The following is a 14,126-nucleotide window of genomic DNA, read 5'->3' on the forward strand; positions in this document are numbered from 1 at the left end:
ATCCATCAGATGGTCGACGCCGGACGCCGGGAGAGCTCCGTCGAGCGCATCCGCCAGCGGGTGCAGGAGAAGGCCGAGCGGCGCGCCGCGGCCCGGGCCGCGGCCGAACGTGCCCAGGACGATCCCGCCACCGGCGCATCGGCGGCCTCGGTGGTGGCAGCCGAGCGGCGGGAGGCGGCGCGTCCGGCCCCGGACGTGCCCGACCCCGAGCAGATGCCCGGCGTGCACGCCCGGACCCCGATGCAGATACCCGCGCGGGGCTGGCTGCAGGTGGTCAAGCGGGCCTGGGCGGAGAACAACGCCGACAACATGCCGATCATCGCCGGCGGGGTGGCGTTCTTCGCCTTCCTGTCCATCTTCCCGGCGCTGATTGCGACGATCTCGATCTACGGCCTCGTCGCGTCTCCGGAGCAGGTCGCCGAGCAGATCGAGGCGCTGTCCGACCAGCTCCCGGAGAGCGCCCAGGAGATCCTCACCGAGCAGCTGACCGACATCACCAGCAACGCCGGCGGGGCCCTCACCTTCGGGTTGATCGCCTCGGTGCTCGGTGCCCTGTGGACGGCGTCCGGGGGCGTGAACAACATGGTCAAGGCGGTGAACATCGCCTATGACGAGGTCGAGACCCGCAACTTCCTCAAGCTGCGCGCGCTCTCCCTGGTGCTCACCCTGGGCGCGATCGTGTTCGTGCTGTTCACCTTCGCGCTCATCGCCGTAGTCCCGGTGGTGCTGGACGCGCTCCCGCTGGGCGGCGTCGGCACGGTGCTCGCCCAGGTCCTGCGCTGGGTGCTCCTGCTGGTCGTGGTGGTCGGCTCGCTGGCCGTCCTCTACCGGGTGGCCCCGGACCGGGATGCACCGCAGCTCAAGTGGGTCAGCCTCGGGTCGATCGTCGTGACCGTCGTCTGGGCGCTGGTCAGCTTCGGCTTCAGCTTCTACGTCAACAACTTCGGCTCCTACAACGAGACCTACGGCGCCATCGCCGGGGTCATCGTGCTGATGCTGTGGCTGTACCTGACCTGCTACCTGGTGCTGCTCGGTGCGGAGATCAACTCCGAGACCGAGCACCAGACCACCGTCGACACCACCCAGGGCGACCCGGAGCCGATGGGCCAGCGGGACGCCGTCGTCGCCGACGAGGTGCCCGACCCGCCGGTGCCCTCGAAGTAGGCCCCCGCACGGACGAGGGGCGCCGATCGTGTGCCGTGCTCACGACCTCCCTAGGATCGAGCCGTGCCACCGACGATCTCCGCCACCGACCGCCCGCTCGAGAAGCTGACCGCCGACGCCGTCGTCGTCGGCGTCGGCGCGGGGCCCACGGGCCTGCTGACCACCCCCGGCGCCGAGGCGGTCGACCGTCTCCTGGGCGGGCGGCTGCTCGCGGCCCTGGCCGACCTGGGCGCCCGCGGGGCCGAGGACGAGGTGACCCGGCTGCCCACCTTCGGGCAGACCCCGTTCCCGGTGGTCGCCGTCGCGGGGCTGGGCGCCCCGCAGGCCGACGGCACGTACTCCCCCGAGGCGGTGCGCCGCGCCGCCGGCGCCGCCAGCCGTGCCCTGACCGGCCGTGGCTCGGTGGTCACGCTGCTCGCGGCCGTGGGTGGCGCCCCGGACGCCGAGCGCCTGCACGCCGTCGGCGAGGGCTCGCTGCTGGGCGCCTACGAGTTCACCGCCTACAAGACCGGGCTGGCCGCCGACCGCCCCACCCCGCCGGCCTCGTTCGAGCTGGTGGTCCCCGACGCGGCCGCGGCGAAGGCACCGCTGGCCCGGGTCCGGGCGGTCGCCGACGCCGTCGGCCTGGTCCGCGACCTGGTCAACACCCCGCCGAACGACCTGCACCCGGCCGAGCTGGCCGCCCGCGGCGCGGCTGCCGGCAAGAAGGCCGGGCTGTCGGTCGAGGTGCTCGACGAGAAGGCGCTGGCCGACGGCGGCTACGGCGGCATCCTCGCCGTCGGCGGCGGCTCGACCCGCGGCCCGCGGCTGCTGCGCCTGGTCTACAAGGGCAAGAAGGCGCGCACCAGCGTGGCCCTCGTCGGCAAGGGCATCACCTTCGACAGCGGCGGCATCTCGATCAAGCCGGCCGCGAAGATGGAGGACATGAAGAGCGACATGGCCGGCGCCGCGGCCGTGATCGCCACGGTGTGCCTGGTCGCCGATCTCGGGCTGCCGGTCGACGTCACCGCGACCGTGCCGATCGCGGAGAACCTGCCCAGCGGCACCGCCTACCGGCCGGCCGACGTGGTCACCTTCCGCAACGGCACGAAGGCCGAGATCACCAACACCGACGCCGAGGGCCGCGTGGTGCTCGCCGACGCGATCTGCCGCGCCGCCGAGGACTCCCCCGCGTACCTGCTGGAGACCTCCACGCTCACCGGCGCCCAGCTGGTGGCCCTGGGCACCCGCACCGCCGGGGTCATGGGCAGCGACGACCTGCGGGACGCCGTCATCGCGGCGAGCACCCGCACCGGGGAGCCGATGTGGGCGATGCCGCTGCCGCCGGAGCTGCGCCGCGGGCTGGACTCCTCCGTGGCCGACCTGGTCAACGCCAACGCCGACCGCATGGGCGGCATGCTGGTGGGCGGGCACTTCCTGGCCGAGTTCGTGCCCGCCGGGCTGCCGTGGGCGCACATCGACATCGCCGGCCCGTCGTTCAACACCGGAGCGCCGTGGGGCTACACGCCCAAGGGCGGCACCGGGGTGCCGGTGCGCACCCTGCTCGCCACGATCGAGGGCCTCATCGCCGAGGCGTGATCAGGCCGGGCCGGTCCGCCCGGCGGACCGGCCCGGTCCTCACAGCCGGTTCTGCTTCTGGCGGGCGCTCCAGTCGCGCATCCGCTGGGGGTAGCCGGTGACCTGCGCGTCGTAGACGGGGACGGCGAGGTCGCGGGAGAGCCGCCGGGCGACGTCGGGGCCGTCGATCCGCCGGCGGGTCCACTCCCCGTCGGCGGCGACGAGCAGGATCGTCGTCTCGGTGACCGCGGTGCGGGGCTCGACGTAGCCCTCCACGCCCCGCCGGGTCGCGACGAACTGCTCCAGGTGGGCCAGGTCGCCGGACGCCGACGCGCGATCCAGCGTGCCCCGGCGGTCCCCGCCGCCACCGCCGGTCCCCCGTCGTCCGCGCAGCCGGTCGAACAGCCCCATTCCCCGCTCCCGTCACCTCCGGCCGCGGTCTCCTCCGCGACGCTCTGGCGACAGCAACGGAGCATGCGGACGCCCCGTTCCCGGGAGTGGCAGGATGGGCACGCGCACGATCGCCGCGTCCGGGTCCGACACCGGGCCACCCAGCACTGAGGAGCACTTGTGAGCGCACCGACCACCCCCGCTGACCTGGTCATCCTCGGTGGTGGCTCCGGTGGCTACGCCGCTGCGCTGCGCGGCGCCGAGCTCGGCCTGTCGGTCGTGCTCATCGAGAAGGACAAGGTCGGCGGCACCTGCCTGCACCGCGGCTGCATCCCCACCAAGGCGCTGCTGCACAGCGGCGAGATCGCCGACATGGCCCGCGAGGGCGAGCAGTTCGGCGTCAAGACCTCGCTGGCCGGCATCGACATGGACGGCGTCAACGCCTACAAGGACGGCGTGATCGGCAAGCTCTACAAGGGCCTGCAGGGCCTGATCAAGAGCCGCAAGATCACCTACGTCGAGGGAGAGGGACGGCTGGTCTCCCCCACCGCGGTCCAGGTGAACGGGGAGACCTACGAGGGCCGCCACGTGCTGCTGGCCACCGGCTCCTACGCCCGCTCGCTGCCCGGCATCGACGTCGACGGCACCAAGGTCATCACCAGCGACCACGCGCTCGCGCTGGACCGGGTGCCCGCCTCGGCGATCGTCCTCGGCGGCGGCGTCATCGGCTGCGAGTTCGCCAGCGCGTGGAAGTCCTTCGGCGTCGACGTCACCATCGTCGAGGGCCTCAAGCACCTCGTCCCGCTCGAGGACGAGTCCTCCTCCAAGCTGCTCGAGCGGGCCTTCCGCCGTCGCAAGATCGGCTTCGAGCTGGGCAACCGCGTCTCCACCGTGCAGACCACCGCCGACGGCGTGAAGGTCACCCTGGAGAACGGCAAGGAGCTCGAGGCCGAGCTGGTGCTGGTCGCCGTGGGCCGCGGCCCGGTCAGCCAGGGCCTGGGCTACGAGGAGGCCGGCCTGCAGATGGACCGCGGGTACGTGCTGGTCGACGAGTACTGCCAGACCAACGTCCCCACCATCTCCGCCGTCGGTGACCTGATCCCGACCCTGCAGCTGGCCCACGTCGGGTTCGGGGAGGGCATCCTCGTCGCCGAGCGGCTGGCCGGCCTCCCCGTCGTGCCGATCGACTACGCCGGCGTCCCCCGGGTCACCTACTCCGACCCCGAGGTCGCCTCCGTCGGCCTGACCGAGGCCCAGGCGAAGGAGAAGTACGGCGAGGTCGAGGTGCTCACCTACGACCTGGGTGGCAACGGCCGCAGCCAGATCCTCAAGACCGCCGGCGCGGTCAAGCTCGTCCGCGCCGCCGACGGCCCCGTCATCGGCGTCCACATGGTCGGCAGCCGCGTCGGCGAGCTCATCGCCGAGGCGCAGCTGATCTACAACTGGGAGGCGCTGCCCGACGAGGTCGCCCAGCTGATCCACCCGCACCCGACCCAGAGCGAGGCCCTGGGCGAGGCGCACCTCGCCCTGGCCGGCAAGCCGCTGCACGCGCACAGCTGACCGTCGCTCGACCCGCACGCCCCGTTCCCGCCAGCACCGCACCCCACGACCTGAGGAGACCTGCCTTCGATGCCGACGTCCGTCACCATGCCCGCCCTGGGCGAGAGCGTCACCGAGGGCACGGTCACCCGCTGGCTGAAGCAGGAGGGTGAGCAGGTCGAGGTCGACGAGCCGCTCCTGGAGGTGTCCACCGACAAGGTCGACACCGAGATCCCGTCGCCGGCCGCCGGTGTGCTCACCAAGATCCTCGTCGGTGAGGACGAGACGGTCGACGTGGGCGCCGAGCTCGCGGTGATCGGTGGCGACGGCGACGGCGCCGCGCCGGCCGCACCCGCCGAGGAGGCCCCCGCGCAGGAGGCCCCGGCTCAGGAAACTCCCGCGGAGGCACCGGCCCAGGAGGCCCCTGCGCAGGAGGCACCTGCACAGGAGGCACCGGCCGAGCCGGCTCCGGCGCAGTCCTCCGGCGGCTCCGGCGGCGGGCAGGGCACCTCGGTGACGATGCCCGCGCTGGGCGAGAGCGTCACCGAGGGCACCGTGACCCGCTGGCTGAAGGCGGTCGGTGAGGAGGTCACCGCCGACGAGCCGCTCCTGGAGGTGTCCACCGACAAGGTCGACACCGAGATCCCCGCGCCCGTCTCGGGCACCCTGCTGTCCATCTCGGTCAGCGAGGACGAGACGGTCGAGGTCGGCGCCGAGTTGGCCGTGATCGGCTCGTCCGACGGCGCTGCCGCCCCCGCGTCCGAGCCGGAGCCGGCCCCGCAGCAGCCCGCCGAGCAGCCGGCCGCCGCGCAGCAGTCGGCACCGCCCGCGCAGCAGCAGCCCACCCCCCAGCGGGCCGAGCCCTCCTCGGAGCAGCCCGGCGCCGACTACGGGTCCAGCGGTGCGCTCCCGGCGGAGTCGCCGACCTCGCAGCCCTCGCCGGCCGAGGCGGTGGCCCCGGCCTCCCGTCCCGCCAGCGCTCCGGCACCCAGCGGTGGCGGCGCCTACGTCACCCCGCTGGTGCGGCGGCTGGCGGCCGAGCACGGCGTCGACCTCGGCTCCGTCGAGGGCACCGGCGTCGGCGGTCGGATCCGCAAGCAGGACGTGCTCGCGGCGGCCGAGAAGGCGCAGCAGCCCGCCCCGGCGGCGGCCGCCCCGGCGGCGCCGCGCACCCCGTCCCCGGCGGCCAGCCCGGACCAGCACCTGCGCGGGCGTACCGAGAAGCTGTCCCGCCTCCGGACCGTCATCGCCAAGCGCATGATCGAGTCGCTGCAGGTCAGTGCGCAGCTGACCACCGTGGTCGAGGTGGACATCACCAAGATCGCCCGGCTGCGCGATCGGGTGAAGGGCGACTTCGCCGCCCGTGAGGGCGTGAAGCTGTCGTTCCTGCCGTTCTTCGCGAAGGCCGCCGTCGAGGCGCTCAAGGTGCACCCGGTGGTGAACTCCTCCATCGACATGGAGGCCGGCACGGTCACTTACCACGACGCCGAGAACCTCGGCATCGCGGTCGACACCGAGCGCGGGCTGCTGGTGCCGGTCGTCCACGGTGCGGGCGACCTGAACATCCCGGGCATCGCGCGCAAGATCGCGGACCTGGCCGAGCGGACCCGCACCAACAAGGTCACGCCCGACGAGCTGGGCGGCGGCACGTTCACGCTGACCAACACCGGCAGCCGCGGCGCGCTGTTCGACACCCCGATCATCAACCAGCCGCAGGTCGCCATCCTCGGTGTCGGCTCGGTGGTCAAGCGCCCGGTGGTCGTCACCGACCCGGAGCTCGGCGAGGTCGTGGCGGTCCGGTCGATGGTCTACCTGGCCCTCAGCTACGACCACCGGATCGTCGACGGCGCCGACGCCGCCCGCTTCCTCAGCACCATGAAGGAGCGGCTGGAGGCCGGCCAGTTCGAGGGCGAGCTCGGCATCGCCTGACATTCCGGCCTGATCCCCTGAGGAAGGGCCCCGGCTACCGCCGGGGCCCTTCGTCGTCCCGCCCGGTCACCACCCCACCACCAGGGAGCTCCCCGCGATGAAGGTCGCCGTCACCGGCTCCTCCGGGCTCATCGGCAGCGCCCTGGTGCCCGCGCTCCGGGCGGACGGCCACGAGGTGGTGCGGCTGGTCCGCCGCACCCCGCGGACCGCGGACGAGCACCGCTGGGACCCCGACCACCGGCAGATCGCCCCCGTGTTGCTCGCCGACGTCGACGCGGTCGTCAACCTGGCCGGCGTCGGGGTGGGCGACCGGCGGTGGAGCGAGGGGCACAAGCAGCGGGTGCTGCGCAGCCGGGTGGACAGCACCACGACGATCAGCCAGGCACTTGCCGACGCCGCGACGGCCGCCCCCGGCCGCCCGCGGGTGCTGCTCTCCGGCTCCGCGGTGGGCTTCTACGGCGACACCGGCGATCGGGTGGTCGACGAGACGGCACCGGCCGGCACCGACTTCCTCGCCCGGGTCTGCGTGGCGTGGGAGGGGGCGACCGCCCCGGCGGCCGACGCCGGCGTCCGGGTGGCCACCCTGCGCACCGGGCTGGTGCTCGGCCGCGGCGGGCTGCTGGGCCGCATGCTGCCGCTCTTCCGCCTCGGGCTGGGTGGGCGACTCGGCTCGGGGCGCCAGTACCAGCCGTGGATCAGCCTGCGCGACGAGGTCGACGCGATCCGCTTCCTGCTGACCGCCGACGTCTCGGGGCCGGTGAACCTGACCGGGCCGGCACCGGTCACCAACGCCGAGTTCACCGCGGCCCTGGGACGCGCCGTCCACCGCCCCGCCGTCGTGCCGGTGCCCGGCCCCGCACTGCACCTGGTGCTCGGGGAGTTCGCCGAGGTCGGCGTGCTGGCCGGCCAGCGAGCCGTCCCCGCCACCCTGGAGGCCGCGGGGTTCCGGCACACCCACACCGACGTGGACGCCGCGCTGGCGGCTGCGCTCAGCGAGGGCTGACCGGGCCGGGTCACGGCAGCCGCTCGCCGTCAGCGATCCGCCAGCCCGCTGCGGTCACCTCGACGACCAGCCGCACGCGCGCCTCGCCCCGGGGCGGGACCTCCCGCACCAGCCCGCCGGCGGCATCGGTCACCCGGAAGCCGGGCAGCGTGTCGACGACCTCGAGCACGGCCCGCCCGTCCTCGACCGACACCTCCCGGACCTCGCTGACCTCCGGGGTGAACCCGGTGAGCGCCTGGCCGGCCGCGTCGAGCGCCTCGACCTGGGCCAGGTCGCGCCGTGCCGACGCGCTGCCGGGCACGTGGACGTCGGCGACCGCGGTGGGATCCGCCGTGGCGAACACCGCCGCCCGCCGTTCGTACAGGGCGGTGAGCAGGGCCTGCCACGCCGCCCGGTCGGGGGGCACCACGGTGGCGGCAGCCGGCTCGTCCGCCGTGTCGTCGTCCGGTCGGCCCTCGGTCGGGACAGGGGGGCGCTCGGCCGGCGCGGGGTCGGCGTGCCGGCCCGGCTGCCCGGACGGCACGTCGACGCCATCGGCCGCCGGCACCGGGACGGGCGTTCCCGCTCCCCAGTGGGTGCCCACCCAGGCCGCGCCGATCGACCCCAGCGCCACAGTGGCCAGGACCGCCGCCGGCACCAGCAGCCGCCGCGCGCCGGCCCACCGCCGTCCGGGGTCCGGCAGCCGATCCGGGTCCCGGTGCACCGCGCGCCCGAGGCGCGCCCCCGCCGCGCGGACACGCACCAGCCGGCCGTCGGGCGTGGGCGCGGCGTGGGCCGCGCGCGTGCGCCGTCCGGGCACCTGGTGGGTCAGTTCGGTGCGTGGCCCCCGCTCGGTGACGCCGAGCTCGTGGTCGGGCACCCCGGCCACCGGCAGCCGCACCGGCTCGGGGCGGCAGGCGTGTCGCAGGTCCAGGGCGAAGGCCGCCGCCGTGCCCCGCAGGTGCGGGTCCGCGGACAGCCCGCGCAGCACCACCCGCACCAGCTCGGCCGGCGCCTCGGGCGCCAGCATCGCGAGGTCGGGCAGCTCACCCGCCGCCGCGACCGCGAGGGTCTCGGCCGGATCGGCCGCGTTCCACGGGGCGACGCCGGTGAGCGCGTGGAAGGCCGCCGCCGCCGCACCGAACACGTCGGAGGCAGGACCCGGGGCACCCCCGCGGGCCACGACCGGGTCGACGTAGGGCGGGGTGACCTCCGCACGCGCGGTGTCGCCCACCAACCGCGCGGTGCCCAGGTCGGTGAGCACCGGCCGCCCCTCGGCCGTGAACAGCACGTTCCCCGGCGACAGGTCGCCGTGGACCACCCCGCGCTCGTGCGCCTGGGCGAGCGCCGCCGCGACCGGGGCGACCGTGGTGACCACCTCTCCCGGGCGGAGCCGACCGCGGCGGGCGAGCAGGGCAGCGAGGCTGCCACCGGCCAGCAGGTCGAGCACGAGGCTCACCTCGGCGGGCCCGCCGCGCACCTCCCGGCGGACCACCCGGTGCAGCCGGACCAGGTGGGGGTGGTCCAGCTCCGCGAGCAGGCGCGCCTCCCGCTCCTGCCGTTCCGGGTCACCCCGCAGCAGGACCTTGACGGCCACTGGCTCGCCGCCGTTCCGCGGCCGCGCCCGCCAGACCTGACCGGAACCTCCCCGGCCGAGCAGCTCCTCGAGCACGTAGCCGGGCACGACGGGGGCTGCGGCCGGTGGGGTGGGTGCAGGCACGGATCGGACCGTAGGCCGATCGGGCACCGGCCCGCTGCCGTCGTCCACAGGCGCCACTGTTGCCCACATCCCCGCGCCCCGGGGCCGATCGGACCGGTCAGCGCCTGCGTTCGGGACATGTCATGCCTCCCGGCGCCGAGGTGGTCGTCGGCGGCGCCGGCCTCGCCGGGCTCTCGGCCGCCGTCACCGGAGCACAGCCGGCCGCCACTCCCCCACTGCAGCACCGCCGCCCGGTCGACCTCGGTGGTGGGCTGTTCGTCTGCGGCGACCACCGGGACACCCGTCCATCCACGGCGGGATGGCCGAGTGGGCGTCGCCGGACCGCGCACGCGGTGCTGGCCCGGCTGCGCGGCGGCCCGCCCACCCCGCCGCCGCCCGGGGCAGGTGCCCCCCGGCCGGGCATAGGCTGGTGGTCGTGAGCGAGCTGCGCGTCGTCCGGGCGGGTCTGGTCCCCTACGAGCAGGCGTGGGCCTGGCAGCGGGAGCTGCACGAGCAGCGGGTGGCCGGCACCGGACCGGACACGATGCTGCTGCTGGAGCACCCGCCGGTCTACACAGCGGGCAGGCGTACCGAGCCGCACGAACGCCCCTTCGACGGCACCCCCGTGGTCGACGTCGACCGCGGCGGCAAGATCACCTGGCACGGCCCCGGCCAGCTGGTCGGTTACCCGATCGTGCAGCTGCCCGAACCGGTCGACGTCGTGGCCCACGTCCGGCGGCTGGAGCAGGCACTGATGCGCGTCTGCGCCGACCTCGGGCTGCGCACCGAGCAGGTGGAGGGCCGCAGCGGGGTGTGGGTCCGCGCCGACGACCGGGGCCCGGACCGGAAGATCGCCGCCATCGGCGTCCGGGTGGCCCGCGGCGTGACCATGCACGGGTTCGCGCTCAACTGCGACCCCGACATGTCCGCCTTCGCCAACATGATCCCCTGCGGGATCGTCGACGCCGGCGCCACCTCGTTGAGCGCCGAGCTGGGCCGCGACGTCCCCGTCGCCGAGGTCGTCGACGCCGTCGAGCAGGCGGTGCGTGAAGTCCTCACCGCCGCCGTCCCCGCCTGATCGCGATGCCGCTGCCGCAGAGCGAGTACGTCAGCCTCACCACGTTCCGGCGCACCGGCGTCCCGGTCGCCACCCCGGTGTGGGCCGCCCCGCACGGGGACGAGCTCGTCGTCTGGACCCGCGCAGACTCGGGGAAGGTCAAGCGGCTGCGGCACACCAGCCGGGTCACCGTGGCGCCGTGCGACGTCCGGGGCCGGCTGCGCGGCCCGGCGGTCGACGCGGTGGCGACCTTCGTGCCCCGCGAGGAGTGGCCTGCGGCTCTCGCGGCGCTGCGGCGCCGGTACGGGCTGCGGTTCCAGGTCGGGCTGGTCGCCTCCCGCGCGTGGACGCGCCTGCGCCGCCCCGGCACCGAGCGGCACGCCCTGATCCGCATCTCCGCCGTCGCCTGACCCCGCCCCCTGCCGGCCCCACCGCGAGCGGGGCCGGCAGAATCTGCCCGCTCAGCCGACGACGAAGTTGACCAGCCGGCCCGGGACCGCGATCACCCGGCGCACCGTCTTCCCCGCCAGCTGCGCGGCCACCTTCTCGTCGGCCCGGGCAGCGGCCTCCAGGCCGGCGGCGTCGGCGTCGGCCGGCACCGCGACCTGCGCCCGCACCTTGCCGTTGACCTGCACCGCCACGGTCACCGTGTCGTCGACCAGCCAGCGGGGGTCCGCGACCGGGAACGACGCCCAGGCGACGGAACCGGAGTGGCCCAGCCGGGACCACAGCTCCTCCGCCAGGTGCGGGGCCAGCGGCGAGGTCAGCAGCACCAACGTCTCGGCGACCCGCCGCGGCACGTCCGTCCCCGGCGGGTAGGTCGCGGTCAGGTGGTTGGTCAGCTCGGTGATCCGGGCGATGGCGATGTTGAACCGCAGGGTGGTCATGCCGTCGCGCACGGCCTCGATCGTGCGGTGCAGCGCACGCGAGGTGTCCTCGTCCGGCTCGACGTCCGCGGCACGCACCGCGCCGGTCTCCTCGTCCAGCACGACCCGCCAGATCCGCTGCAGCAGCCGCTGCGAGCCGACCGCGGCCTTGGTCTCCCACGGCCGGGACTGGTCCAGCGGCCCGGTCGACATCTCGTAGACCCGGAAGGTGTCCGCGCCGAACATCGCGATCATCTCGTCCGGCGTCACGACGTTCTTGAGGCTCTTGCCCATCTTCCCGTACTCACGGTCGACCGGCCTGCCCTCGAACGAGTACTGGCCGTCGCGCTCGACGACCTCGGCCGCGGGCACGTAGAAGCCCCGCTCGTCGGTGTAGGCGTAGGCGGAGATGTACCCCTGGTTGACCAGGCGGCGGAAGGGCTCCTCGCTGGACACGTGCCCCAGGTCGAACAACACCTTGTGCCAGAACCGGGCGTACAGCAGGTGCAGCACCGCGTGCTCGACGCCGCCGACGTACAGGTCGACCCCGCCCACGTCGCCGGGCTCGCGCGGGCCCATCCAGTACCGCTCCAGCTCCGGGTCGACGAAGCGCTCGTCGTTCGTCGGGTCCGCGTAGCGCAGGTAGTACCAGCAGGAGCCCGCCCAGTTGGGCATCGTGTTGGTCTCCCGGCGGTACCGCTTCGGCCCGTCGCCCAGGTCGAGGGTGACCGTCGTCCACTCGGTGGCCCGGGACAGCGGTGGCTCCGGCTTGGAGTCGGCGTCGTCGATCTCGAAGGTCTTCGGCGAGTAGTCGTCGACGTCGGGCAGCAGCACCGGGAGCAACGAGTCCGGGACGGCGATCGGCAGGTCGTGCTCGTCGTAGACGACCGGGAAGGGCTCACCCCAGTAGCGCTGCCGGCTGAACAGCCAGTCGCGCAGCTTGTAGGTGGTGGTCGCCTCACCGTGGCCGGTGGCCACCAGCCAGTCGGTGACCTTCGCGATCGCCGCGGCCTTGTCCAGCCCGTCCAACGACAGCTGCTCGTTCGAGCTGTTGATCATCGGCCCGGTGCCGGTCCAGGCGCCGGAGGCGTCGTCGAAGTCGGCCGGCGGCTGCACCGTGCGGACGACGGGCAGCCCGAACGCCTGGGCGAAGTCCCAGTCGCGCTGGTCCTCACCGGGCACGGCCATGATCGCGCCGGTGCCGTAGCCGGTCAGCACGTAGTCGGCGATGAACACCGGCAGGTCACGACCGGTCAGCGGATTGCGCGCGGTGACGCCCAGCCAGACCCCGGTCTTGTCCCGGCCCTCGGTCTGCCGCTCCAGCTCCGAACGGCGCGAGGCCTGCAACTGGTAGGCCGCCACCGCCTCGGCGGGGGTGGCCGCTCCACCGGTCCACCGCGGGTCGGCGCCCTCCGGCCACGAGTCGGCGGTCAGCGCGGCCACCAGCGGGTGCTCGGGGGCCAGCACCAGGTAGGTGGCGCCGAAGAGGGTGTCGGGTCGGGTGGTGAAGACCTCGACCGCCTCCCCCGACACGGGGAAGCGCACCCGGGCACCGGTCGAACGACCGATCCAGTTGCGCTGCATCTGCTTCAGCGAGTCCGACCAGTCCAACCGGTCCAGGTCGTCGATCAGCCGCTCGGCGTAGGCGGTGATCCGCATCATCCACTGGGTCAGCGGGCGGCGGAACACCGGGAAGTTGCCGCGCTCGGAGCGCCCGTCGGCGGTGACCTCCTCGTTGGAGAGCACGGTGCCCAGACCCGGGCACCAGTTCACCGGCGCCTCGTGCCGGTAGGCCAGCCGGTGCGCGTCGACGACCCGCCGTCGCTCGACGTCGTCCAGCTCGGCCCAGGTGCGGCCCTCGGGCAGGGTGCCCGGCGCGGGCTGCCGGGTGCCGGCGTCCAGCTCGGCGACCAGCTCGGGGATCGGCCGGGCCCGGCCGCGGCCGCCGTCGGCGGTCTCGTCGAACCAGGCCTCGAAGACCTGCCGGAAGATCCACTGGGTCCACTTGTAGTAGCCCGGGTCGATCGTGGCGAAGGTGCGGCGGGTGTCGTGGTCGACGCCCAGCCGGCGCAGCTGCGCGCTGATCGCGGCGATGTTGGCCTCGGTGGTGACCCGGGGGTGCTGCCCGGTCTGCACGGCGTACTGCTCGGCGGGCAGACCGAAGGCGTCGTAGCCCATCGGGTGCAGCACGTTGTGCCCGTCCATCCGCAGGAAACGGCTGGTGACGTCGGTGCCCAGGTAACCCAAGGGGTGCCCGACGTGCAGCCCGGCGCCCGAGGGGTACGGGAACATGTCCATCACGAACGCCTTGGGGCGGTCGGCCACCCGGTCGAAGCCCTCGCTGAGCGGCCCCACCGGGTTCGGCGTGTGGAAGGTCCCCTCGGCGTCCCAGCGGTCCTGCCAGGCGAGCTCGATCTGCTGGGCCAGCTGCGGGGTGTACCGGTGCGGCGGCACGTCACTGGTCGGGTCGGTGCTCTGGCTGGCCGTCTGGCTCATGGCTGGTGCTCCACAGGAGAGGATCTGGCGGCGGACAGAAAAAGACCCCTCACACAGGAGGGGTCGCCGTGCTGGTCCGATCGGTCAGGTCAGCACGGCCGGAGAAGGAGGAGTCCGCCGGTCACGGGGCGATCCTAGCGCGCGCACCGGCCCAACACGTCGGCCTCCGAGCAGCGACAGCGGTCACCGGCGCAGGGTGCGTCCCGGTCGCTGAACCGCCACCGGGCCGGGGCCCGTGGCGCTCGCCGTACACGTGTTCACCGAGGGGTGTCATGATCAGCCTTGTTTGTCGCGCCCACCGACTGGGCACGACAGCGCCCCGGCGTTGAGCAGCAGCGCCGCCTGCGCATGGGCGTGGAGCGGCGCGCTCCCGGAGACGCAGCAGGCCGACGGCGGTACCCGTCCCGGCCGCAGCGCCTCCGGTGCAGGCCGGTCCGCACCAGGGTC

11 protein-coding genes are annotated in these 14,126 nt (G+C 74.4%); 8 read left to right on the top strand and 3 right to left on the bottom strand.

What is annotated here, in order from left to right:
- Window positions 1-9: 9 nt before the first annotated feature.
- Together ACI79A_RS06175 and ACI79A_RS06180 are read left to right on the top strand one after the other, a co-directional pair.
- Complete coding sequence (locus tag ACI79A_RS06175) at window positions 10-1,164, top strand: YihY/virulence factor BrkB family protein (protein WP_457081036.1); 1,155 nt, start codon at window positions 10-12, stop codon at window positions 1,162-1,164.
- A 63-nt stretch (window positions 1,165-1,227) separates the two neighbouring features.
- Complete coding sequence (locus ACI79A_RS06180; protein WP_457081038.1) at window positions 1,228-2,742, top strand: leucyl aminopeptidase; 1,515 nt, start codon at window positions 1,228-1,230, stop codon at window positions 2,740-2,742.
- A 39-nt stretch (window positions 2,743-2,781) separates the two neighbouring features.
- Here the strand turns inward: ACI79A_RS06180 and ACI79A_RS06185 are convergent, their stop codons facing one another.
- Window positions 2,782-3,132, bottom strand: coding sequence for an oxidoreductase (locus ACI79A_RS06185; protein ID WP_457081040.1), 351 nt, complete (start codon window positions 3,130-3,132; stop codon window positions 2,782-2,784).
- A 159-nt stretch (window positions 3,133-3,291) separates the two neighbouring features.
- Between ACI79A_RS06185 and lpdA the strand changes: the two genes are divergently transcribed.
- The 3 genes from lpdA to ACI79A_RS06200 all read left to right on the top strand — a co-directional run bounded on the left by lpdA (window position 3,292) and on the right by ACI79A_RS06200 (window position 7,582).
- On the top strand, window positions 3,292-4,671 hold the full coding sequence (gene lpdA / locus ACI79A_RS06190) for a dihydrolipoyl dehydrogenase (RefSeq protein ID WP_457081042.1): 1,380 nt from the start codon (window positions 3,292-3,294) through the stop codon (window positions 4,669-4,671).
- A gap of 69 nt (window positions 4,672-4,740) precedes the next feature.
- Entirely contained in the window at window positions 4,741-6,579 is a 1,839-nt protein-coding gene (gene sucB / locus ACI79A_RS06195; RefSeq protein WP_457081044.1) for a 2-oxoglutarate dehydrogenase, E2 component, dihydrolipoamide succinyltransferase, read from the top strand.
- Between the two features lie 97 nt (window positions 6,580-6,676).
- Entirely contained in the window at window positions 6,677-7,582 is a 906-nt protein-coding gene (locus ACI79A_RS06200; RefSeq protein ID WP_457081046.1) for a TIGR01777 family oxidoreductase, read from the top strand.
- A gap of 10 nt (window positions 7,583-7,592) precedes the next feature.
- Here ACI79A_RS06200 and ACI79A_RS06205 read toward each other — a convergent pair whose 3' ends face one another.
- Entirely contained in the window at window positions 7,593-9,281 is a 1,689-nt protein-coding gene (locus tag ACI79A_RS06205) for a protein kinase domain-containing protein (RefSeq protein WP_457081048.1), read from the bottom strand.
- Window positions 9,282-9,403: 122 nt separating this feature from the next.
- Between ACI79A_RS06205 and ACI79A_RS06210 the strand changes: the two genes are divergently transcribed.
- Genes ACI79A_RS06210 through ACI79A_RS06220 form a run of 3 tightly spaced genes read left to right on the top strand, consistent with a single transcriptional unit; the run spans window position 9,404 to window position 10,727 of the window.
- Window positions 9,404-9,700 (top strand): hypothetical protein, encoded by a 297-nt coding sequence (locus ACI79A_RS06210; protein ID WP_457081050.1) that lies wholly within the window; start codon window positions 9,404-9,406, stop codon window positions 9,698-9,700.
- Entirely contained in the window at window positions 9,697-10,338 is a 642-nt protein-coding gene (gene lipB / locus ACI79A_RS06215; protein ID WP_457081052.1) for a lipoyl(octanoyl) transferase LipB, read from the top strand. The genes ACI79A_RS06210 and lipB overlap by 4 nt, the downstream gene beginning before the upstream one ends.
- 5 nt (window positions 10,339-10,343) lie before the next feature.
- Window positions 10,344-10,727, top strand: a complete 384-nt coding sequence (locus ACI79A_RS06220; protein WP_457081054.1) for a PPOX class F420-dependent oxidoreductase — start codon at window positions 10,344-10,346, stop codon at window positions 10,725-10,727.
- A 51-nt stretch (window positions 10,728-10,778) separates the two neighbouring features.
- On the opposite strand, the gene leuS is transcribed toward ACI79A_RS06220, so the two are convergent.
- Window positions 10,779-13,679, bottom strand: coding sequence for a leucine--tRNA ligase (gene leuS / locus ACI79A_RS06225; protein ID WP_457081056.1), 2,901 nt, complete (start codon window positions 13,677-13,679; stop codon window positions 10,779-10,781).
- Window positions 13,680-14,126: the final 447 nt, after the last annotated feature.

It is taken from the genome of Modestobacter sp. SYSU DS0657, from assembly GCF_054050925.1.